Origin of the sequence: Marinobacter sp., from assembly GCF_041687235.1 — a bacterium.
Lineage (GTDB): Bacteria > Pseudomonadota > Gammaproteobacteria > Pseudomonadales > Oleiphilaceae > Marinobacter.
In genome coordinates, this window is the sequence record NZ_JAWLCH010000004.1 from 114,742 (window position 1) to 137,024 (window position 22,283).

The window sequence follows — 22,283 nt, forward strand, 5'->3', positions numbered from 1 at the left end:
ACCCTTGATTTTTGCCGGCCAGACGCCAAAACTTCGGCAACTACCTACGCACGATACGGGTTTCTCCGGAGAATCCCCCAGACAGAGAGAGCAGTCATTTCCAATGTCGTTACAGCATACGTTCGGTGAGTTACGGGAGCAGTTAGCCAAACGGATAATCGGGCAGGAAAAACTTGTGGATCGTCTGCTGATCGCTCTGCTCGCCGATGGCCACCTGCTCGTTGAAGGTGCTCCGGGACTCGCCAAGACCACAGCCATCAAAGCCCTTGCCGACCACCTGGACGGCGATTTTCACCGGATCCAGTTTACACCGGACCTGCTGCCATCGGATGTCACCGGCAGTGAAATCTACCGACCGGAGACGGGGCAGTTCGAATTCCAGCGCGGCCCGATTTTCCATAACCTGGTCCTTGCCGATGAAATCAACCGGGCACCCGCTAAGGTGCAATCGGCGCTGCTTGAGGCCATGGGTGAACGCCAGATCAGCGTCGGCATGCGCACCTTCCCGCTGGACCGGCTGTTCCTGGTCATGGCGACCCAGAACCCGATAGAACAGGAAGGCACCTACCCGCTGCCGGAAGCCCAACTGGACCGGTTCCTGATGCATGTGGTTATCCACTATCCATCAGCAGAAGCTGAGAAGGCCATTCTGCAGCTGGCAAGGAATGATTATCGCCATGGCCTGCCGAAAACGGACCTGCGTCTGACGGCAAACCAGGTCTTCGACGCCCGGGCGGAAGTCGCCAACATCTACATGGCAGAACCGGTGGAGCAATACCTGCTGGCGCTGGTTCTGGCAACCCGTGACCCGGCGGCACTGGATCCGGAACTTGCGCGCTGGACCGCGTTCGGTGCCAGCCCCCGCGGCACCATCGCCCTGGACCGCTGTGCCCGGGCCCTGGCCTGGCTTGACGGCCGCGACTACGTCACTCCGGATGATGTGCGCGCCATGGCCTTCGATGTGCTCCGGCATCGAATTCTCCTGACGTTTGAAGCAGAGGCCGAAGGCATGACCGCCGACACGGTGATCGAGCGGCTGATCGAACGTGTCCCTGTGAGCGCCTGAAGCCATCGCCGGAAGTCACACACGGGAGCCGTCAGGCATGGGCAACACCGAAGCAAAAACGCACATTGGCCTACCGGATCTTATCCGCTTGCAGGCGGATGCCCGGGCACTCAAGCTGCCCTCGGCCCGTCCAGTGCGTTCCCGTCAGGCCGGCCTGCAACGATCCCCATTGCGGGGCCGCGGGATGGCATTTGCAGAGGTCCGTTTGTACCAGCCCGGAGACGATATCCGGAGTATCGACTGGCGGGTCACGGCCAGACGCCAGGAGCCCCACACCAAACTTTACGAAGAAGAACGGGAGCGGCCCGTCCTGCTCCTGTGCGACCTCGGCCCCAGCCTGTTTTTCGCCAGCACTGGCGCCTTCAAACAGGTGCGTTGTGCCCAGCTTGCCGCCATTCTCGCCTGGCTGGCGTTGTGGTCCGGTGATCAGGTGGGCGGCATCGTCTTTAATGGCGAGGCCCTGAGTGTTCTGCGCCCTGCCCGTCGAAAGAAGTCTGTTCTTCGGTTGCTGGACACCCTGGCAGAACAGCAGCGCCGGGATAATCACGGCCCGACACAGGAGCCACAACTGCGCCAAAGCAGGCTGGATACGGCGTTGACCGAAGCCCGCCGGGTGGCCCACACAGGCAGCCGGATCTTCGTGATCAGTGATTTTCTGGACATCTCGGAAGATACCGGGGCCCTGCTCGGCGCACTGGCCCGGCACAACGCTGTCAGCGCTCTGAGAGTCGTCGATCCACTGGAAAAAGAGCTGCCGAAGAGCGGCCGTTTTGCGGTGGCCGGTCCAGACGGACCGGTGTGGTTTGACGCAGGTAATTCACGTTTCCAGAAGGCCTGGCACGAAAAGGTGACCAGCCATGAACATCGGCTGAGGGAATGTTTCCGGACCTCGGGCGTCACTGCAGCAGAAGTGTCGACCGCAGACGATCCCGCCGTCGCGCTGAAACTGCTCCTTGGGCCCGGAGGACGAATCGGATGAATGCGCAGGATCCGCTCAGCGAACTCAGAGACATTCACCTGCCCGAGCCCGGCGGTTTCTGGCCACCGGCACCCGGCTGGTGGATTCTGGCCATCCTGCTGCTCGCCGCATTCGCCACCCTTGCCTGGCTCTATCTCCGGCGCAGAAGACGGAATCGCTGGCTCCGGTCCGCAAGGGCCGAACTTGCCAGGCTGGAACGGTCGGCCGTTCCCGAACCCTGGTGGTTCGTTCAACTGAACACACTGCTCAAACAGGCCGCTCGTGAGCGCTACCCGGAACAGCACCCGGAAGCCCTGTCCGGCGAGGCCTGGGTGGAATTCCTGCTGGCGACCGCCCCGAAAGACCGGGTAGCCTCCAGACCGGTTGCAGAGGAACTGGTCCACAGTGCCTGGCGGCCCTCGGTTTCCACGGAACCTGCTCAGGCTCTGGCGTTCGCCCGGCTGTGGCTGGGAGGGCAGAAATGCTGAGTTTTGCCTGGCCCTGGGTGCTGGTTCTGGTCCTCGTTCCCCTGATCCTGAAATGGCGCAAACCCCGGGGGCAATCCGTTGACGCACCGGTTCTGCCGGTGGGTCACTGGCTTTCCGATTTGCCCGGCGTAAGCCGCCGCGGCAATGCAGTGCCGCTTTGGCAGCAAGTGGTGCTGTTCCTGATGTGGGTGCTCCTCGTGGTCGCACTGGCAAGGCCCCAGCATGTGGGTGAGCAGGTCCAGATGCCGGTATCCGGCCGTGACCTGATGCTTGTAGTGGACATTTCCCCCAGCATGGATGAGCAGGACATGGTACTTCAGGGCCGAAGTATCAACCGACTGCAGGCCGTCAAACGGGTGCTGGATGATTTTATCTCCCGCCGCCAGGGTGACCGTCTCGGTTTGATCCTGTTCGGCACAGAGCCCTACGTTCAGGCTCCACTTACCTTTGATCTTGAGACTGTCAGAACCCTGATGCGCGAGGCGGGTCTGGGCATGGCGGGGCGCGCCACGGCGATAGGCGACGCCGTGGGTCTTGCCACCAAACGGCTCAGGGACAGACCCCAGGACCAGAGAGTCGTGGTATTGCTGACCGATGGCGCCAATACCGCCGGGGAAATAACGCCGGACAAGGCGACAGAAATTGCCTCTGCTGCCAGTATTCGCCTTTACACCATCGGCATTGGCGCTGAATCCATGGTTCAGCGTGGCCTGTTGGGTTCGCGCCGGGTCAATCCCTCCCGGGATCTGGACGAAAACCTGTTGACCCGGATGGCCCAGCAAACCGGAGGCGAGTATTTCCGGGCCCGCAGTTTGCCGGAACTCGAGCTGATCTACGAGAGCATTGATCAACTGGAGCCCATTGAACTGGAAGGCAAGTACTACCGTCCCGTTACCGAACTTTATGTCTGGCCAGCGGGCCTTGCTGTCATGCTCTGGCTCGTCCTGTTTCTGGTTCGGCACGGCAGCGAACTGGCTACCACGTCTCGCCAGGACAAAGAGGAGAACAGGCATGCTGGCTGATTTCCATTTCCTCCGACCTCTCTGGCTGCTGCTGATCCTCCTGGTGCCGCTCCTGTACCTGGCACTCAGGCAGCTTCGTCTCGGCGACAGCGGCTGGTCACGCCTTATTCCGGCCAATCTGCTCTCCCCCCTGATACGGCATGAAGGCAGCTCGGGGAAGTCGCCCGGCTCGCCCCTGGTTCCAGCGGCGGCTGCCCTGGTCATTCTGTCCCTGGCGCTGGCCGGGCCCGCCTGGCGGGAGGCGCCCACGCCCCTGAAACAGCCGGGCGACAGCCTCGTAATAGCACTGGACCTTTCCCTGTCAATGCTGGCAACGGACGTCGAGCCGGACCGCCTTACCCGGGCAAAGCGAAAGATCCGCGATATCCTCGCCCTGCGGGAAGGCAGCCTGACCGGCCTGCTGGTTTTTTCGGGTGACGCCCATGTGGTAACCCCTCTGACGGATGATGGTCGCACCATCGCCGGCATGCTCAATGTGCTCGACCCGGTCATCATGCCCGCCACTGGTAACCGGGCGGATCTTGCGGTTGCGAGGGCGAAAGAACTGCTGCAACAGGGCGCGCCCGGAGAAGGCCGGATCCTGCTGATCACCGACGACATCAGCAGCCGCTACGTGGATGCCATCCGGAATACCCTCTCCGGAACCGGGTACGCGCTCAATACCCTGGTTGTCGGAACGGAGGAAGGCGGCCCCATCCCCCTGGCCCGGCGCGGATTCATCCGTGAAAACGGCGACATTGTAATCAGCCGTGCCAACCCAGAAGCATTGGCTGAGCTCGCCAGCAGAACCGGGGGCCGCAGCCATGAGCTGACTCTCGACGACACCGATATTGATTCCCTGGGGCTCAGCCCCCGGGACAGTGACGACTGGCAGGACTCTGAGGACGGGCTTACCGTCAGTCGCTGGCAGGACGACGGCTACTGGCTACTCTGGCTGGCTTTGCCTCTGGTATTGATTGGCTGGCGACGCGGAGCCTTCAGTGCGCTCATCCTGACCCTCCTGCCGGTCTGGCCGCAGCCTGCCGCGGCCATAAGCTGGGATGAGCTCTGGCAACGACAGGATCAGAGAGCCCCTGAACTGATTCAGAAAAGCCCGGAAGCAGCCGCCCGCCAGCTGGACGATCCGGAATGGCGAGGTTCCGCACTCTATCGTTCTGGCCAGTTCGACAGCGCCGCCGATGCGTTTGCCCGGGCACGGGGCCCGCGCGGCAGTTATAACCGGGGCAATGCACTGGCCCGTGCCGGCAAACTGGAGGAGGCCGTCGCTGCCTATGATGCAGCTCTGGACCAGGCCCCGGATCTGGAAGATGCCCGTCACAACCGACAAATTGTCGAGGAGCTTCTGAATCAGCAGAAACAGAATCAGGACGGCGACCAACAGGATTCCTCGGATTCCCGGAACAACGAGGGTAATCAGCAACAGAACCGTCAGGATCAGGACGGAAACGGTGAGAGCGAGAATTCCGGCAATTCGGGCAGCGATCAGCAGCAAAATCCCGAAAACAGTCAGTCCTCTCAAGGCAATCAGGATCAGTCGGACAGTCAGGCCACCGAGCAGAATCAGCCGGAGGAGACCCGGGAAGATAGCGAACCCGAGCCGGCATCGGGCGAGAAGGAATCGCCGTCGGGCCAGGCACAGGCGCCCGCCCCGATTTCCGAAACACCCCTGAGCCAGAGCCAGGAACAGTGGCTGAGACGGGTGCCCGACAACCCGGGCGGGTTGTTGCAACGCAAGTTCCTGCAGCAATATCAACAACGCCAGACTCCATCCGACGAGGGTGATACACCATGGTAAAACGGCTGATCATGCCTGCCGTCTGTCTGTTTCTGCTAACAGCCCTCTGGCTGCCGGCGCAGGTCCAGGCACAATCACAGTCACAGCAACTGAGCGTCGAACCGGACAGAACCCGGCTCTACGAGGGCGAGGTGCTGACACTGACCGTCAAAGGCAGCATGGAAATCGATATCAATCTCGGCAACCTGTTCGATTTCGACATGTCCAGCCTCCCCAAACCCGATATCGAAAAGGTGGAGCCGGATTTCGAGATCCTCGCCCGGAACCAGCAGTACAGTATCCGCACCGTCAACAGCCAGATGGTGGGAGAAATTACCTGGACCTATCAGCTCGCCCCGAAATCCACGGGCGAACTGACCATTCCCGCCCTGACCTTCAAGGATGCGGTTTCCGAACCTGTGACGGTGGAAGTGGTGGATGGGACACCGCCAGATCAGGCGGCGCCCGGCCGCGACAGTTTTATTGAGCTTTCCGCCGACAAGGACGAAGTGTACGTTCAGGAGCAATTGATTCTGACCGTCCGCCTTTTCTTCCGCGGCAATCTGATTCGGGGGGAATTGTCGGAACCGGAGCACCCCCATGCCATTATTGAGTCTCTCGGCAGACAGCAGGAGTTCACGCGCTATCGAGACGGTGTCCGTTACCGCGTGGTGGAACGCCGGTATGCGCTGTTCCCCCAGCGGCCCGGCAATCTCAGACTTGCTCCGATCCGGTTTGAGGGCCAGGCAAGAGATGCCTCGGGTAGCCTCCGGTTTCTCAGGGACAGCGCGGAGCTCTTCGAAGTGCCCGTCAAGGATGTCCCGCCCCAATTCAGCGGCAAAACCTGGCTGCCGGCAACCGGGGTATCGCTTGAGGAATCCGGACTTCCACCGAGCCTCGACGTGGCCACCGGCGAAAACATTACCCGCGAGATTCAGCTGACTGCGGCGGGACTGCCATCGGAAGCTCTGCCGCCTTTGCCGGAGGCCGTGCCCGAGGGCTTGCGGAGTTACCCCGAGGAGCCTGAGCGGCGTACAGAGACGACACCAGCGGGCCTCACCTCGTCGCTCAGCCAGTCCGTGGCGCTGGTACCGGTTGAAGACGGTCAAATGACCCTGCCCGCCATTCGTATACACTGGTGGGACACAGAAGCAGACCGGGAGCGCGTTGCCGAAATTCCGGAAAGAACCCTCACTGTAAAAAACCCGAATGCGGTCGCCGCTACAGAACCACCACAAAGCTCCGGAGACGAAACCGCACCGGAACCGGATTCCTCAGGGGACGAATCGACTGCGCCCCCGGCAGCTGGCGCATCCGGTGTGTGGCAATGGCTCAGTCTGGCCCTGGGACTTCTGTGGGCAGTAACGGCACTGGCATGGTGGTGGTCTCGGAGAAATCGGCCGAAGTCCGCGATCCTCATCGAAAACCAGGGGGAAAATGCCGCCTATGAACGACTGATCAAGGCTGTTAGGGACGGTTCCGCAGAAACCCCGGAGCTTCTGGTGGAATGGGCAAACCTGCACGTTCCCGGCCACGGGTTCCGTTCCGCAGCCGATGTTGTCAATCATTTTCGCGACGAGACACTGGCAACGGAACTCAGAAGACTGCAGGCCAGGCTCTTCTCACCCCGGCACGACAACGACGCCTGGGATGGCCGCCCATGCGCCCGGGCCCTTGAGCAAATCCGGAAGCAGACGCCTGACAACTCCAGAGGTGCTTTGCCACCTCTCTATCCGGAGGGGCTGTCCTGACTCGCATCCCGTGACAAAACCGGGCCGGACGCGGCCCGCTTGATCTGATCAGTCAATCAACTGCTGGTCAATCACGATTGCTACCGGTTCTTCCTGGCCCTCGTTAACCGACACCGGCACGTCTGTGGTCCCCTGCCAGTCTCCTGCCTGGGCGTTCACGCTTCCGGAACGACTGAGACGGGCCGTCACGACAACCTCATCAACACTCGAAATGGTTGCCTGGGGCGACATGGCGTACCGGTCATCCAACCGGATTTCGACGGGCAGCTGGTTTGCCGTAAGCCGGGCGACGGCCAGAGGCGCGCCCTGGCGGACATTGGCCTCACGGGCAAACAGGAACAGGGTGGTGTCCTCAGGCACCTGATCCCGCAAGTCCTCGGCAAGCGTCACCCGCACGGTTACACCGGTGCCGGCAGTTTCGGGTTCCTCAACCTGTCCTGGCGGTTCTTCACCCAGGCGAGTGTAGGCCCCGCGAACACCTTCACGAATGGAGGCAATCTGTGGGTGATCGGGAGCGACCGTTTCTATCCGCTCCCAATATTCGATCGCTTGCCGGTAATCCTGCTGGCTGAAGGCGTTGATACCCAGCAAACCAAGGGCATTCACTTCGTCCGGGTTCAATTGGCGAGCCTGTTCGATGGCTGCGGTTACCTCTTCCGTCATGGCACCTTCGCTACCGAAGAACAATGCCTGGGCAGACAGGCCATAGGCAACCGCTTCCGCCCGGTCATCATCACTGACGTTGCTGGCCAGTTGGCGGAACGCCCAGGCCGCATCATCATAACGCTCCAGCCGCATGTAGGTACGCCCCAGCATGGCCCAGCCATCCGGATTATCGGGACTGGCCTCAAGCCGCTCCCGGAGCTGTCCGGCAAGCTCGATCATCTGGGCCTGTCTGGAACCGTCGGTTGCCCCCATTTCCTGCATGGTGATGAATTGCTCGACACGGTCCATCGCCCCCCAACGCTCATACAGGTAAAACGTTGCCGCCGGAATCAGGAGAATCGACAGCAGTGCCACTGCCACGGCACTCCTGCGACCACTGATCACCGGCCTCGCCTGCTCCTGGTCCGGTACATCGTCCAGCATGCTTCCGGCCAGCTCTTCCTTGAGTTGCCGGTAATTTTCGTCGTCCAGGATACCGGCCTCATACTCGCTATCGAGCTCTTTCATCCTTGAGCGATAGGCCATCAGATTCTGGTTTTTAAGGTCCACCTGTTCCCGGGCACCGACCCGGTGGAAAAAGACCGGGTACAGCACAAACAAGAGGGCAAAAATGATCAATACCGTTGCGGCAATCCAGAAAGTTTCAGTCATGGAATTTCAGTCACAGGTTCGGAATTAAGAATGAGGTAGCGGCTTTAACATCCAGGGCCAGGCCCGTTTCAGGACGGCCTGTCCTGATCTGCAAGCATTTTGTCGACGCGGGCCTTTTCCTCGGCACTCAGGGCCGGACTTTCCGAGCCCGACCGCCGGGAGCGGATGACCACACCGGCAACCACCAGAAGCCCGCCGAAAACCGCAATGGCTGGCGTTGCCCACAGAAGAAAGGTCCGACTGTCGAATTCCGGCTTGTATCGAACAAACTCGCCAAATCTGCCAACAAGCGATTCGACGATCTCCTCATTGCTGGCGCCGTCGTTCATCATCCGGTACACCACGTCCCGCATGTCCTTCGAGATGGGCGCATTGGAATCAGCGATGTTCTGGTTCTGGCATTTCGGGCAACGCAGTTCCGCGATCAGATTCCGGTAGCGTTGTTCCTGCGCCCGATCGGAAAAATCGTAGACATCAGCCACATCGGCCGCCACGAGAGCCGGGAGAATCAGGGCCAGTATCAAACAAGCAATCCGGACCATCAGCCATTCCCCCGAACGTCGTTGATTACCGGCAGGAGCGTCTGTTCCCAGACTGTCTCGTTCACCACACCGACGTGGCGATACCGAACCACACCACCGGCATCAATCACGAAGGTTTCCGGGGCACCATAGACACCCAAGTCAAATCCGAGTGTACCCCGGGGGTCATAGATGGTTTTCCGGTAGGGGTCGCCCAACCGGTCAAGCCAGACAAGCGCGTCCTCCCGGTTGTCCTTGTAGTTAAGCCCGATGATGGAAACGCCTTTCTCCTCCGCCAGCCACATCAGATCGTCGTGCTCGTCCTTGCATGCAGGACACCAGGTTCCCCATACGTTCAACAACGTCACCTCGCCCTGAAACAGGCTCTGGTCGAGCATGGTCTCCGGGTTGTGCAAATCCCTCAGGCTGAACGTCGGCACCGGTTTACCGACCAGGGCCGATTCAAGTTTGCTGGGATCCTTGCCGATACCCGCAAACAGCACGATGCCGACAACAATGGCAATCAGCAGCGGCAGAAACAGCAGGAAACGCTTCATGATGTTGCTCCGGCGGACGTTGCAGACCCCGGCTCTGGCACGCTAGTGCCGGCTTTCGAGGCCTGCTCGGCCCGCTCCCGGATCCGGTACCGACGATCTGCAATCGCAAGGAAGCCACCGGCTGCCATGAACAGGGACCCCAGCCAGAGCCAGCGCACCAGCGGCTTGTACTGCAGGCGGATGGCCCAGGCCTCGTCCGTAATCCTTTCACCGATTGCGACAAAGATATCCCGGGACAACCCGGCGTCAATATCGGCTTCGGTCATAACGCTCATACCCACCGTGTATTGACGTTTCTCCGGATGCAGAACAGCAACCCGCTCGCCATCCAGCAAAACATCAAAGGTTCCATACTGTGCGGTGAAGTTCGGTCCCTGGCGCTGACCGATGCTCTTGAATGCCACCTGATAATCGCCAACAGACGCCACATCACCCGGTACCATGCGGACATCCCGCTCGATGCCGTAATTGGAAACCACGGTTGCCCCGACCATGGTGATCGCCAGCCCCAGGTGCCCGAGCACCATACCGTAATAGCTGCGCGACTGACGCTTGAGTCCATGCAGACGGCCTTTCCTGGAGGAGGACTTGTCCCACAGATCCCAGAAAGTCGCCACTGTCACCCAGACAGACGCAAATACCCCCAGGAACGCCCAGGTTGTAAAGCCGCCGTAACCAACGAGTACAGCAGCCGTGACCAGCGTACTGATCGCGAGGGGCCACAGGAGTTTACGACCGAGCCAGCCGCCATCCGTTTTCTTCCAGCGGGAGAAAATCCCGGCGCCCAGCAGAAGACCAGTGGCAACAGCCAGGGGACTGAAGGTCAGGTTGAAGAACGGCTCGCCGATCGACAGTGTTCCCAGCTCAAGGTAATCAAGGACGAGGGGGTAGAGAGTACCCACGGCAACCAGAATCGTGGCGGACACCAGTAACACATTATTGAGAAGGAGGAAGACCTCCCGGGAAAGCGAGCCATAACGTGCCCGCACGTGAACCACAGGGGCACGGAACGCGTAGAGCGCCAGGCTGGCAATAACGGTCACTGCCAGCAGGCCGAGCAGGAACGTGCCCCGCTCCGGATCCGCCGCAAAGGAGTGCACGGATGTGAGCACGCCCGAACGGACCAGGAAAGCGCCCAGAAGGCTCAGGGAGAAGGTGACAATGGCCAGCAGAACGGTCCAGCTTTTGAACACGCCCCGCTTCTCGGTGACCGCCAGCGAGTGCATGAGGGCCGTACCCGCCAACCAGGGCAGCAATGACGCATTTTCCACCGGGTCCCAGAACCACCAGCCACCCCAGCCCAGCTCATAGTAGGCCCACCAACTGCCCAGGGCGATCCCGAGAGACAGAAATGCCCAGGCAACCGTTGTCCATGGACGTGACCACCGTGCCCAGGCTGCATCCAACCGGCCGTTGATCAGGGCGGCAATGGCGAAGGCAAAAGCCACGGCAAAACCAACGTAGCCCATGTACAGCATCGGCGGATGCACAATCAGACCGAAGTCCTGGAGCAGCGGGTTAAGGTCGGCCCCATCCGCAGGGACATTCGGCAAGGTGCGGTCAAACGGGTTGGAAGTAATGACAATGAACAGCAGAAAACCGACACACACCATACCCAGTACAGACAGCACCTGGGCTGTCATGACCTCGGGAAGACGGCGGCTGAATATGGCCACAGCAAGGGTCCAGCCTGCGAGCATCAGAATCCAGAGCAGCAGTGACCCTTCATGACCACCCCAGACTGCACTGAATTTGTAATACCACGGCAGCAGGCTGTTGCTGTTGTTGGCGACGTAAGCGACGGAGAAGTCGTCAACCATAAAAGCGTGCGTCAGTACGGCGAAAGCGATACCAACGAACACAAACATGCCCGAGGACAAAGGCCTGGAAAAGGCCATTAACTTGTCTCTCCCCGAAAGTGAGCCCGCAAGGGGCACTATCGAGAGCAACACGGCGAGCAAGAGCGCAAGTATCAGTGCAATTTGTCCAAATTCAGGATACATCAAAGCCCTCCAGAACCAGGCTGTCAGTTCTTGCGTTTAATAGGAAACGGTTTCCGCACTGTCGCTGGCCTTGTGTTGACCCTTTGAGGCCTTTTCCAGGGCCGCAGCAACCTCCGGTGGCATATAATTTTCATCGTGCTTGGCCAGGACCTGATCCGCAACGAGTCGTCCATTGCCGTCCAGCCTGCCCATAGCGACTACTCCCTGCCCTTCTGCAAACAGATCAGGAAGAATCCCGGTATATTCGATGGGAACGGAAGCGTTGAAGTCGGTAACCCGGAACTCGACCTTCAGACTGTCCGGATCCCGTTTGACCGACCCTTCCTCGACCATACCGCCAGCCCGGATTCTGACGTCCACCGGTGCCTCGCCGGAAGAAATCTGGCTGGGATCGTAGAAAAGATTGATGTTCTGGCGCAGAGCGTATGTCGTCAGTGCGACCGCAATACCCAGCCCTGCCAACAGGAACAGTACAATAGTCAGCCGTTTTTTACGGATTGGATGCATTAGATACCTGCCATTCAGTCTTGGGAAACCTTGACGCGGGTGAAGGAAGCCGCAGAAGCCGAAGCGGACTGCTGGTTCTGCTGACCGGCCTGGAACTCGTAACCTCGACGACAGGCCTCAATGGCCGCTCGGCGGCGGCGCACAGACCAGATCATCAGGCCAACCATCAACAGGAAAAAGGCCGCATAACAGGACCAGACATAGGGCCCGTGGCCTTCCATCACCATAAACGCCGAAAAGGAATCAAACGCCATACCTCAGCCCCTCCCGGCCAACACAAAATCTTTAACCCAGCGGGTTCTCTGCTCGCGCAGAAGAATCTCGGTCTGCATACGCAAACAGGCCAGCCAGCCGAACAGCAGGTACAGCCCAAGTACAGAAAGGAGCAGCGGTACCCACATTTCCGCCGGCATGGACGGCTTTTCAGTCAGTTTGAACGTCGACGGCTGGTGTAACGTATTCCACCATTCAACGGAGTATTGGATAATTGGTATATTCACCACCCCAACCAGAACAAGTACCGCAACGGCCCGAGCTGCGGACTTTTCATCGTTAATGGCTCTGTCCAGGGCAATTACGCCGCCGTAAAGAAACAGCAGAATGAGCATGGAGGTTAACCGGGCATCCCAGACCCACCAGGTTCCCCAGGTCGGCTTACCCCAAACGGCACCGGTGAACAGGGAAAGAAAGGTGAGCACCAGACCCACCGGGGCCACAGACTTGACGAACACATCGGCCAGCTTCATTCGCCAGACCAGGGTGACGACAGCCGCCACCGCCATCATCACGTAGACGGACTGGGCAAGGAAGGCCGTGGGCACGTGGATGAATATAATCCGGTAGCTGTTGCCCTGGAGGTAGTCCTTGGGCGCAAAAGCCAGCCCCCAGACTATGCCTGCCATCAGCAGCAGGATGCCGCCAGCCAGTAGCCAGGGCATCAGCCGGGCTGCAATCCCGAAGAACCATTTGGGAGAACCCAGCTTGTGAAAAAATTGCCACATCAGATGGTCACCGTCCTACCGTTACCTTGTTTTACCCGTTAGACAGGCTGATACGCAGCGCCGCTGCCGATGCAAAGGGTGCCAGGGTCAATGCCAGCACCAGAAATGCCCCCATCAGGGCCAGATAGGCACCTACGGGAGCGCCTTCCGCAGCCGAAGCCACGGTACCCGTTCCGAAGATCAGGACGGGAATGTACAGTGGAATGATCAACAGGGACAAGAGCACCCCCGCCGACCTTAACCCCAGGGTCAGTGCCGCGCCAATGGAACCGATCAGACTGAGCACCGGTGTACCGATCAGCAGCGTTAGACACAAAACTCCGATGGAGTTCCCGTCAAGATGAACCATTACGCCAAGAACCGGCGTCAGTATCACCAGAGGCAACCCCGTTAAAACCCAGTGCGCCATGGTTTTGGCCAGCACGAGCAAAAACAGCGGCTGGGGCTGCAGCACCAGCTGTTCCAGCGTACCGTCATCGAAATCGTGGCGGAACAGATGATCCAGTGACAGCAACACCGAAAGCAGCGCAGCTACCCACAGGATACCGGCACCGGCCTCCCGCAGAAATGACACTTCCGGGCTAACCCCCAGGGGAAAAAGGGTTACGACCATGACAAAAAACAACAAAGGATTGAGCAGATCCTGCCGCTGCCGGAACGCCACCTTGAGGTCGCGGCTAAACACACCCTGCATCGCGGCCAGCGCACCCACCGCATCCTGTCGTAAGGCCAGGGCCGGCCGGGCATCAGCATTCATTCGTTACCCCTCCGCCCAAAACAATACGCTGCATACCCGGTAACCTGAGGTCGTGATGGGTTGTTACGACCACCGCACCCCCTTCGCCAGCGCGTTGTTGAAGCAAATCTTCAATGGCACTGACACCACTGGCATCAATGGCGGTGAAGACCTCATCCAGTAGCCAGAGGGGCTCATCGGCGATCAGAAGGCGTGCCAGGGCCACTCTTCTTTGCTGTCCTGCCGAAAGATTCCGGCAGGGCACATCCTGAAACCCCGACAGTCCGGTACCGTCCAGCGCCTGACGCAAAACCGGATCCGGCAGTGGCCGGCGTCCTGCCGTCAGAGCCCGAAGATTTTCCATGGGGGTCAACAAGGGTTTGATGCCCGGCCGATGGCCAAGATACAGGGTATTGCGGAGGAATTCTTCCCGCTGGCCGGACCTCGGTTTGCCACACCAGAGGAGATCACCGGACCAGGCGTCATTCAGCCCGGCCAACATCCGCAGCAGAGTGGTCTTGCCAGAGCCATTGGGCCCCTCGACACGGGTGACCGTACCGGGCAGTATGGAGAACGACAGGTCACGGAAAAGTATCCGTTCATCCCGTTCGCACTGCAGATCGACAGCCTGTAATAACGGCTCAGACATCAGGGCCCCGTAACCAGGACGATGCACGTGTAGACGGCATCGGGTGCATTCGTGACAACGGCGGCCGTGAACAATATTCACCCAGGATCCGCCGGCGCGGCGTATTATAACGAAAGCGCCCGCCGATTACTCTTGTCCAACATCAAATCAGTGGCGATGAAACTACCCAGCGGACAACAGCCCACAACACCTCCTGCCCAGCCTGCACCACAGGCAACGCGGCCGGCTGCCACAACCGGAGACGCACGGGAGCCAGTAGCCACATCAGCCAGGCAATTGCTCGACCAGTTGCAACTGACGAACCGTGAAACCACGCTGGCCCGGGTGGCGGAGATCATCAACCGGCAGGGCGGCAACAGCGCGGATCTGTTACTGGACATCCGGGGCAAGTCTCTTCTCGTTCAGGCCGCAGTCGGCAAGACCGAGCTGGCGACCGGTGACTGGGTGAAAGTGATGCGGGCCGGCAATGAGTTGCAGTTGATGGGCAAACTGGCGCCCGCACCGGAAGCCGGTATCGCCCGGGCGCTGGCCCAGCGCCTGCCCTGGCAACAAACCCTGGATGCCGGGCTGGCCAAACTGATGGACGCCCTGACACGAGGGCTCCGGCAGGATCCGCTGCCGGGCCAGCTTCCCTTGTCCAGAGGCACCCAGCCACTTCCGGAAGCGGCCAGGCTGGCTATCGAACAACTGGTAGCCAGGCTGCCCTCAGGGAGCAGCCTGCCCCCCGGTTCCGGCGGCCAGGACACCACAGCCCAGCAGGTTCGCCAATGGCTCTCGGAGAGCGGCCTGTTTGCCGAATCCCGCCTGGCCCAGACGCCCACCGCCCAGCTTCCTGACCTCAAGCTGGCACTGGGCAGGGTCATTAGTGCATTGCTTGCCCAGCAGGGCAGCACCCCGGAACACTTTAACCGACTAACCCCCATGTCAACGCCGGAGCTGATGCAGGCACCGCTCCAATTCCCGCAACCGCTGACTTCCACCCAGGCTCGCAGCGATGGCGAAGCACCCAGTGTGGGGCAAATGCTGCGCCTGCTGGCGGGCATGCTCAACCGGATTACTGTCAATCAGTTGCACAGCCAGGTGCTCACTGCCAGAGGCGGTGGCGACGCGGCTGGTCCTGCGCCCACGTCCACCCTGGTACTCGACCTGCCATGGCTGACACCCCAGAACGAACCGAGGCTGGCGCAGGTGCGGATCGAACAGTACTCGGAAGAGGGGGAGTCGGAACGGGCATCCCGGGCAACCGCCACAGCCGAATGGCGGCTTTCGCTGACCATGGATCTGGATGAGGCGGGCCCCCTGCACTTCGATGTTGCCCTGCGACAGCAGGCGGTCAGCGCGCGGGTCTGGGCGGAAAAACAGACCACGTTGCGCCATGTGAATCGGGAGCTACCCGCATTGCGACAAAGCCTGACGGACCTGGGGCTGGAAGTGACCGACCTGGACTGCCGTCGAGGAGCCCCCCAGAGCAGCGTTACCCGACTTGAACACAGACTGGTGGATACCCGGGCATGACATCAGAAACAGAACATCCCAGTACAGCTGCGGTCGCGCTCAAATACGATGGTGAGAAAGCACCCACCATCAGCGCCACCGGCACCCACGAGCTGGCGGAAGAGATCATCCGCATCGCCCGGGAACATAATGTTCCGCTTTACGAAAATGCGGAGTTGGCGAGCATTCTGGCCCGCCTGTCACTGAATGAAGAGATTCCCGAATCGCTTTACCGGGTGGTTGCCGAGATCCTGGCTTTTGCTTTCCATATCCGCGGACTTAGACCCGATGACCGCAGGCCCGGAACCCCAGAGGGTTCAGTGGATCAGTGACCGGAGCGCCCAGGCCTGCTGCCAGTTGTCACCACGCCTGGGGGCCACGGCCGTCTCGAAATAGTGCCGCAGCCGGCGCCGGTCTTCCGGCTGGTCTTTCAGGGCCGAACCGATGATGTGGTGCATCAGCTGCTCCACCGTGATACTCCCGCCGCCGTAATACCAGGCATTGAGGCTTGCCGCGTGAGCGACCGAAACCGCTTCCGCTGTGGACAGCGCCGAGCCCGCGAGCCGGTCAGTACTTCGGCCATCCAGGGTCTGACCATTACGAAGCTCGTGGAACATGGTGACCAGAATCTCAACCACCGTCTCATCAAGCTCTACCTCAATCCCTGCCCGACTGTTGGCCCTGCGTACTTCCCGGAGCACCACATCCATTTCATCCGCCAGGTTTCGGATCGGGCGAATTTCCTCAAAGTCCATCCGCCGCTTCAGGGCGGCGCTCATCCGGTGAACGCCCTCATCGATACTGTTGGATGTGGCAATCACGTTAAAGCCTTCCCGCGCAAGCACCACGCCGTCCTCTCCTGCCAGTTCGGGAATCACCACGACCCTGTCGGACAACACTGAGAGCAGCGCATCCTGCAGGGCCTGGGGGCAGCGGGCGATCTCTTCAAAACGGACCATGCGCCCTTCCATCATGCCCCGTAACAAGGGGCTGGGAACCAACGCTTTCACACACGGCCCCTCTGTGCGCAGGACTGCTTCGTTCCAGCTGTACAACAGTTGTCCCACGTCGCTCACCGCCCCGCCCTGGAGGGTCAGGGTAGACGTTCCCGAAATGGCCGCCGACAGGAGCTCAGACAGCCAGGACTTCGCAGTGCCGGGCTCTCCGACCAAAAGGCATCCGCGACTGGTGCACAGGGAGATGATGATCCGGACCACCATGGCCCGGTCGGCAACGAATTTCCGCTCGATGCCGAGTTTCTCATCCCCCATCACAAATTTTTCCACCGCCCGGGGCGACATCAGCCAGCCGGGCGGCACCGGGCCGTGATCCATCCCCCTGAGCTTTTCCAGCTCATCGGAATAGACCACTTCCACCGGTTCCCGCTGCGCGGCCTTTAATCTGGTTTGCTTGCTGCTCATTACTGACTCCTGCGGCCGCCACGAACTTCCGGTGCCATGCGTTCCCTCGGCAGGATTCTTGGCAATTCGGATAGCGGGATAATACCTTCAATCACATGATCCAGAGCACTGTCCCGCATGGTCACCAGGCCGGCATCGAGAGCACGCCATCGGAGTTCACCGATCGGCGGTTGGCTGGAAATGGCATTGCGGATATCGGAATCGACTTCCATGTATTCAACGATGGCCACACGGCCCTGGGTACCCCGACCATTACACTTGTCGCAGCCGGCGCCTTCAAAGCACCGGAAATCCGCGGGTGGGCCATCGGGAAATACCTCCGACAGAATCACCGGGTCCGGCTCTGCAGGCCGGCGACAATGCTTGCAGATGCGCTTGGCCAGGCGCTGGGCGATGACTGCCAGCAACTCGCCAGCAATGGAATTCGGATGGACGCCCAGATCGTACAGGCGCTGCAGTGAATCCACCGCGTCATTGCAGTGCAGGGTCGACAGAACAACGTGCCCGGTCTGGGACGCCCGGATCGCTTCCAGCGCGGTTTCCTGATCTCGGATTTCGCCCACCAGAATCACATCCGGATCTTCCCGGACAAACGCTCTCATGGCATCGGCAAAACCAAAGCCAATCTCTGATCGCACGCGGGTCTGCTGGATATTATCGATGGAGTACTCGATCGGGTCTTCTACCGTAATCACTTTCCTTCGGCCGTCATCGGCGAGGGTCTGCAGTCCGGCATAAAGCGTGGTGGACTTGCCTGAGCCAGTGGGGCCCACGACCAGCACAAGGCCGGCCGGGTTGTCCAGCAGCCGCTGGTAACGGGCCCCGATCATCGGCGACATACCCAGCTCGGCGATGGTCATGGCACGTCCGGTCTGGGGCAACAGCCGAATGACAGCATGCTCGCCATGAAGTGAGGGCTGTGTCTGGATACGCAGGTCGTAGGCCATGTCACCCAGTTGCAACCGTGACCGCCCCCCCTGGGGCAGCCGATGCTCGGCAATGTTCAGCTCCGCCCGGAGCTTGATCACGTTGATCACGCCTTTGATTTCCCGAGGCGACAACTGATACTGGGGTAAATCATGCAGATCACCATCCACCCTCAGGCGGATGCGGATCCTCTCACCGTATTGCTCAATATGAATGTCGCTGGCCTTTTCGCTCACGGCATCAAGCAGTATCGCCTCGTAGACAGACACCAGATAGGGGCTGACATGCTTATTCTTCGGGTCGTTTCCCAGCAATTGATCCGCCCCGGCGGCCGTGTCCTGCTGTGGATCCGGGCTCAACCCTTGATCCGCTACAAAGCTTCGGCCCTTGGCGGTCAGATCCAGCGCTGACCAGATACGGCGGAAATCAGTCGGCGTCACCAGCAGGCAATCAACCACCTGATTCGGGCTCATGCGCTCCAGCTGGTCGGTGCGCGCATCCGGATCGTCAGTAACCACAGTGATCCTGCCATCGTCCTGGGCGATGGGAATCAGGCGCGACAGATCCAGAAACGTCCGGGAAAAACGCCGGAACAGCGCGGGATGAAGATCCGGCAGCAGTTCGTCCGCGTCAGTGAAGGTCATGCCACGCTGCCGGGCGAGGGAGCGGTAAAGATCCGTCTCTTCCAGATTCAGTTTGCGCCGGAGAACATCAAGCAGGCGGCAGTTCTGCTTCGCCGCTTCCGCCTTCGACTCGGCCAGGATCCTGTCATCCACAAGCCCCTGATCGATGAGGATCTGTTCCACGTTACGATTGAAGTCCACCCATCCCAGGGTCCGGACACGTTCCAGCCTGGTGTCGCGCCTTACGAACATCGCCAGACTCGGCACAGGCCCCGCACGCCCCTCAAGGCATACGAGGTGGCCACCTTCACGCAACAGGCGGACAAGGTTACCGCGCTCTTTGACAAAGGTGGTGCAAAGCACCAGGTCGCACAACGGATCGGGCTCCGGAGCCTCTTCGACGCTGGTCACCACAACGTCCACATTGTGCATCCCCAGCCGGAAAAACCGCTCCCGTGCAGCTTCCGCAACCACGGAATTCTTCTCCAGGTAGATCACCCGATGGGCCAGGCCTGAGAGCACTGCGGCGAGATATCCAGAGCCACCGCCCACATGCATCACAACCTGATCCGGCTCGATTTCCGGGAGCAGAGAGAGGATATGACTGACGGTGTCTTCTCGGGGAATGGAGTGACCGGTTATTGAGGGAACCAGATCGGAACCGGACACAAAATCATGGCGGGATACAGATTGGAGGGCCTCAAGGGCCCTCGGATAAACTCTCTTCATTCAGCAACGTCCGTAACGGCATGGTATCAGGCCGCCTGACGTTTTCTGAGTGCTGACACCAGCTCGGCCTCGGGACGGGAAATTCCGCACGTGTTCATAAGATCGTCGATATCGGCGCCGAGATCAACCAGCCGTGACGCTTCATCGTAGGAAATTCGCAGCGGATCGTTCTGACGCATTTCATCCAGGCTACTGCGCAATTCATGCAACTGGCGTTCGCAGGCTACCAGCCGCTGCCCTACCCCCATGCTGCCACTGGTTGTGGCATGAAGTTCCCGGCCAAGGGTATCGCAACGCTCTTTCAGTGTTGCTCTGAGGTGACGCACCTGACGCCCGAGCATAATACCCTGAGCGAGGACCAGACACAGGGCAGCAACAGTCAGCCCCCAGGGAACATAGGAAGGAATTTCTGAAAACATGACGGATGTCTCCCGTTAATGTCCACGGAAGGCATCCACCTGCGGGCCGTATCGGGTCTTCCCGGATTACAGTGCCGCGATTTCAGCCCACTCGTGGTCTGACAGCATCTTGTCGAACTCGACCAGAATGATCAGTTCGCCATCCTTGTTGCACACGCCCTGGATAAACTTGGCACTTTCCTCGTTACCCACGTTCGGTGCGGTCTCAATTTCACTGGCTTTCAGGTACACCACCTCGGCCACGGAGTCCACCAGGATACCCATCACCTGGTTGGCGGATTCCATCACCACGATCCGGGTGGCATCGGTGACCTCGGCGTCCGCCAGGCCAAAGCGCCGACGGGTGTCGATAACCGTAACCACGTTACCCCGCAGGTTGATGATGCCGAGCACGTAATCCGGAGCGCCCGGAACCGGAGCAATCTCCGTGTATCTCAGCACTTCCTGGATCTGCATGACGTCCAGACCGTAGGTCTCATCATCCAGCCGGAAAGTAACGTACTGCAGTACCTGATCGTCCTGGGCCTGATTGGTTTGTCCGCTCGGGGATGCCATAGCGATGTTTCTCCTATTGGGCTGCCCGGCGGGCAACCTGATCGTCAAAAAAATATCATCAGTGCCCAATACTATAGTTAAGGGCACAAACCGTGCCAGCACGGCTCGGTTTCATTCAGTAACTGTTGATTGCGTCAGCTCAGATCCAGATGGTGCTCCCTCTCTGCCCGCACCAGCAAGTCTGCCATTGCGCGCACATCAATCAGCGCGCACATATGGTCAATCACCGTTCCCGCCAACCAGGGCCGTTTGCTTCGGGCTGTCCGCCAGCGCACCTCGTCAGGCCGGAGCGTGAAAGACTGCGCCACGTCATCGCAGGCCAGCCCCCAGTCACTGTTATCAAGGCGGATCACGAACCGGTAGTTATCGCGGGCCTCCGGCGGCACTCTCCCTGCCATGATCCACTCAGCGGTATCCACCACCCGCAGATTCTGATCTCTATCCGGACGGATACCCATGTACCACCGGGGACTGCCGGGGATAGGCCTGATCTCTTCCTCGATACGATGAATGGCACCAAGCAGGATCAGAGGCACCGCAAGCTGCAGACCGGCCACCGTGAAAATAAGGCACTCGAAGGGCTGATCTGACCACTCCGGGCGCGACGGTGGCGCGGCCGGCTCTGGCTCTGGTCGGGCAACCAATTTTGTCTTCGGTTCCGGTACTTCAGGCGCCTGCCGAACCACCGGTCGGACAGTCTCAGCGGGCTTTCCCTGAGCCGGTTTGGGCGGCTCAGGTCTGACCGCCGGTTTTTCGGCGCTGGTCACCGGCGCCGGTCTGCTTCGGGTTGCCACCCGGGGTTCCTCACGGGCCGGCGTCACTGGCTCGGGCGCGACCGCTTCTTCGCGGAGCGCCGTATCCGTGGCCGTATGCAGCAATTCATCGAGATAACTGGCAATGGCGGTTTCAGGATCCGCCAGTCTTGTCAATTTTTCGTCAGCCATGCTGACGCTCCTTAACCGTGCCCACCCGCGACATGAGGTCATCGAGAAGATGGCTATACGCCCGGACACCGTGGGTTTCCGCATCCAGCACCGAAGGAACAAGTCCGGCCTGGCTGGCGTCCCGGAATTTGGTGTCGACAGGAATCGCAAATTGCCACAAGGACTCACGGTAGGTTTTCCGCAGGAGGTTGAGGCTTTTCACAGACGCCTGGGTACGCCGGTCATAGAGCGTTGGCACAATGGTATAGGCCAGTTCATTTTTCTGGGACCGCATGATCATCTTGAGGGTATGAAGCATGCGCTCCAGGCCCTTGATGGCCAGAAATTCGGTTTGCACGGGGATAATCAGATGCTGGGCAGCCGCCAGGGCATTCACCATCAGGACACCCAGAGAGGGCGTGTTATCCAGCAGCACATAATCAAAATCATCCCAGAGCTGGGTAAGGGCCCTGGATATGATCAGCCCCATGCCCTCCACGCCGATCATCCGGCGTTCCAGGGTGGCCAGCGCCGCACTGGCTGGCAACAGGGACAGACCTTTGCAACTGGTTTCGGTAATCAGTTGGGCCGGAAGCCCTTCGGGCACCTTGCCCTGATGCTGGAAAAGATCAAAGACGCTGTGGGCAATCGTGTCGGGATCGTATCCGAACCAGCTGGTAAGCGAGCCATGGGGGTCCAGGTCCACTACAAGCACACGCTTGCCACGCTCAGCAAGCAAGCCGCCCAGCGCAACAACGGTCGTGGTTTTGCCGACACCACCTTTTTGATTGGCTACTGCCCAGATTCGCACGCTTTGACTCTCCAGAGAACACATCGGTGTG

General features: G+C 60.1%; 23 protein-coding genes. 8 read left to right on the forward strand and 15 right to left on the reverse strand.

The genetic code is table 11. From position 1 onward, the window contains the following. The first annotated feature begins 103 nt into the window (after positions 1-103). Genes ACESMK_RS07705 through ACESMK_RS07730 form a run of 6 tightly spaced genes read left to right on the forward strand, consistent with a single transcriptional unit; the run spans position 104 to position 7,059 of the window. Positions 104-1,066, forward strand: coding sequence for an AAA family ATPase (locus ACESMK_RS07705; RefSeq protein ID WP_372996897.1), 963 nt, complete (start codon positions 104-106; stop codon positions 1,064-1,066). Between the two features lie 37 nt (positions 1,067-1,103). Continuing rightward, complete coding sequence (locus ACESMK_RS07710; RefSeq protein ID WP_372996899.1) at positions 1,104-2,045, forward strand: DUF58 domain-containing protein; 942 nt, start codon at positions 1,104-1,106, stop codon at positions 2,043-2,045. Continuing rightward, entirely contained in the window at positions 2,042-2,512 is a 471-nt protein-coding gene (locus ACESMK_RS07715; protein ID WP_372996901.1) for a DUF4381 domain-containing protein, read from the forward strand. The genes ACESMK_RS07710 and ACESMK_RS07715 overlap by 4 nt, the downstream gene beginning before the upstream one ends. Further along, a complete protein-coding gene (locus ACESMK_RS07720) occupies positions 2,506-3,534 on the forward strand; it encodes a vWA domain-containing protein (RefSeq protein ID WP_372996903.1) in 1,029 nt (342 codons plus the stop codon). Before ACESMK_RS07715 ends, ACESMK_RS07720 begins: the two co-directional genes overlap by 7 nt. Then, on the forward strand, positions 3,524-5,329 hold the full coding sequence (locus tag ACESMK_RS07725; RefSeq protein WP_372996905.1) for a VWA domain-containing protein: 1,806 nt from the start codon (positions 3,524-3,526) through the stop codon (positions 5,327-5,329). The genes ACESMK_RS07720 and ACESMK_RS07725 overlap by 11 nt, the downstream gene beginning before the upstream one ends. After that, a complete protein-coding gene (locus ACESMK_RS07730; protein ID WP_372996907.1) occupies positions 5,323-7,059 on the forward strand; it encodes a BatD family protein in 1,737 nt (578 codons plus the stop codon). Before ACESMK_RS07725 ends, ACESMK_RS07730 begins: the two co-directional genes overlap by 7 nt. Before the next feature lie 48 nt (positions 7,060-7,107). Here ACESMK_RS07730 and ccmI read toward each other — a convergent pair whose 3' ends face one another. From ccmI to ccmA, 9 genes are all read right to left on the reverse strand, one after another. Beyond that, positions 7,108-8,376, reverse strand: a complete 1,269-nt coding sequence (ccmI, locus tag ACESMK_RS07735) for a c-type cytochrome biogenesis protein CcmI (RefSeq protein WP_372996909.1) — start codon at positions 8,374-8,376, stop codon at positions 7,108-7,110. A 68-nt stretch (positions 8,377-8,444) separates the two neighbouring features. Next, the gene (locus tag ACESMK_RS07740) at positions 8,445-8,918 is read right to left on the reverse strand and encodes a cytochrome c-type biogenesis protein (RefSeq protein ID WP_372996911.1); all 474 of its coding nucleotides are present in this window, start codon (positions 8,916-8,918) and stop codon (positions 8,445-8,447) included. Further along, entirely contained in the window at positions 8,918-9,454 is a 537-nt protein-coding gene (locus ACESMK_RS07745; protein WP_372996913.1) for a DsbE family thiol:disulfide interchange protein, read from the reverse strand. Before ACESMK_RS07745 ends, ACESMK_RS07740 begins: the two co-directional genes overlap by 1 nt. Beyond that, positions 9,451-11,457 (reverse strand): heme lyase CcmF/NrfE family subunit, encoded by a 2,007-nt coding sequence (locus ACESMK_RS07750; protein ID WP_372996915.1) that lies wholly within the window; start codon positions 11,455-11,457, stop codon positions 9,451-9,453. The genes ACESMK_RS07745 and ACESMK_RS07750 overlap by 4 nt, the downstream gene beginning before the upstream one ends. A gap of 36 nt (positions 11,458-11,493) precedes the next feature. Continuing rightward, complete coding sequence (gene ccmE, locus ACESMK_RS07755; RefSeq protein WP_372996917.1) at positions 11,494-11,964, reverse strand: cytochrome c maturation protein CcmE; 471 nt, start codon at positions 11,962-11,964, stop codon at positions 11,494-11,496. A 14-nt stretch (positions 11,965-11,978) separates the two neighbouring features. Continuing rightward, positions 11,979-12,218, reverse strand: coding sequence for a heme exporter protein CcmD (gene ccmD / locus ACESMK_RS07760; RefSeq protein ID WP_372996919.1), 240 nt, complete (start codon positions 12,216-12,218; stop codon positions 11,979-11,981). A 3-nt stretch (positions 12,219-12,221) separates the two neighbouring features. Next, a complete protein-coding gene (gene ccmC / locus ACESMK_RS07765) occupies positions 12,222-12,965 on the reverse strand; it encodes a heme ABC transporter permease CcmC (RefSeq protein WP_372996921.1) in 744 nt (247 codons plus the stop codon). 31 nt (positions 12,966-12,996) lie between these two features. Continuing rightward, a complete protein-coding gene (gene ccmB, locus ACESMK_RS07770; RefSeq protein WP_372996923.1) occupies positions 12,997-13,722 on the reverse strand; it encodes a heme exporter protein CcmB in 726 nt (241 codons plus the stop codon). Next, positions 13,712-14,350: a cytochrome c biogenesis heme-transporting ATPase CcmA gene (gene ccmA, locus ACESMK_RS07775; protein ID WP_372996925.1), complete on the reverse strand. Its 639-nt coding sequence runs from the start codon at positions 14,348-14,350 to the stop codon at positions 13,712-13,714. Before ccmA ends, ccmB begins: the two co-directional genes overlap by 11 nt. A gap of 156 nt (positions 14,351-14,506) precedes the next feature. Between ccmA and ACESMK_RS07780 the strand changes: the two genes are divergently transcribed. Beyond that, on the forward strand, positions 14,507-15,865 hold the full coding sequence (locus ACESMK_RS07780) for a flagellar hook-length control protein FliK (RefSeq protein WP_372996927.1): 1,359 nt from the start codon (positions 14,507-14,509) through the stop codon (positions 15,863-15,865). After that, on the forward strand, positions 15,862-16,176 hold the full coding sequence (locus tag ACESMK_RS07785) for an EscU/YscU/HrcU family type III secretion system export apparatus switch protein (protein WP_372996929.1): 315 nt from the start codon (positions 15,862-15,864) through the stop codon (positions 16,174-16,176). Before ACESMK_RS07780 ends, ACESMK_RS07785 begins: the two co-directional genes overlap by 4 nt. On the opposite strand, the gene ACESMK_RS07790 is transcribed toward ACESMK_RS07785, so the two are convergent. From ACESMK_RS07790 to ACESMK_RS07815, 6 genes are all read right to left on the reverse strand, one after another. Further along, positions 16,162-17,265, reverse strand: a complete 1,104-nt coding sequence (locus ACESMK_RS07790) for an ATP-binding protein (protein ID WP_372996931.1) — start codon at positions 17,263-17,265, stop codon at positions 16,162-16,164. The two genes, ACESMK_RS07785 and ACESMK_RS07790, sit on opposite strands and share 15 nt — an antisense overlap. Beyond that, a complete protein-coding gene (locus ACESMK_RS07795; protein WP_372996933.1) occupies positions 17,265-19,544 on the reverse strand; it encodes an ATPase, T2SS/T4P/T4SS family in 2,280 nt (759 codons plus the stop codon). Before ACESMK_RS07795 ends, ACESMK_RS07790 begins: the two co-directional genes overlap by 1 nt. A gap of 26 nt (positions 19,545-19,570) precedes the next feature. After that, positions 19,571-19,963 (reverse strand): DUF2802 domain-containing protein, encoded by a 393-nt coding sequence (locus tag ACESMK_RS07800; RefSeq protein ID WP_372996935.1) that lies wholly within the window; start codon positions 19,961-19,963, stop codon positions 19,571-19,573. A 66-nt stretch (positions 19,964-20,029) separates the two neighbouring features. Beyond that, positions 20,030-20,518: a chemotaxis protein CheW gene (locus tag ACESMK_RS07805; protein ID WP_372996937.1), complete on the reverse strand. Its 489-nt coding sequence runs from the start codon at positions 20,516-20,518 to the stop codon at positions 20,030-20,032. Positions 20,519-20,652: 134 nt separating this feature from the next. Beyond that, entirely contained in the window at positions 20,653-21,462 is an 810-nt protein-coding gene (locus tag ACESMK_RS07810) for a chemotaxis protein CheW (RefSeq protein WP_372996939.1), read from the reverse strand. After that, positions 21,455-22,252, reverse strand: coding sequence for a ParA family protein (locus tag ACESMK_RS07815; RefSeq protein WP_372996941.1), 798 nt, complete (start codon positions 22,250-22,252; stop codon positions 21,455-21,457). Before ACESMK_RS07815 ends, ACESMK_RS07810 begins: the two co-directional genes overlap by 8 nt. Positions 22,253-22,283: the final 31 nt, after the last annotated feature.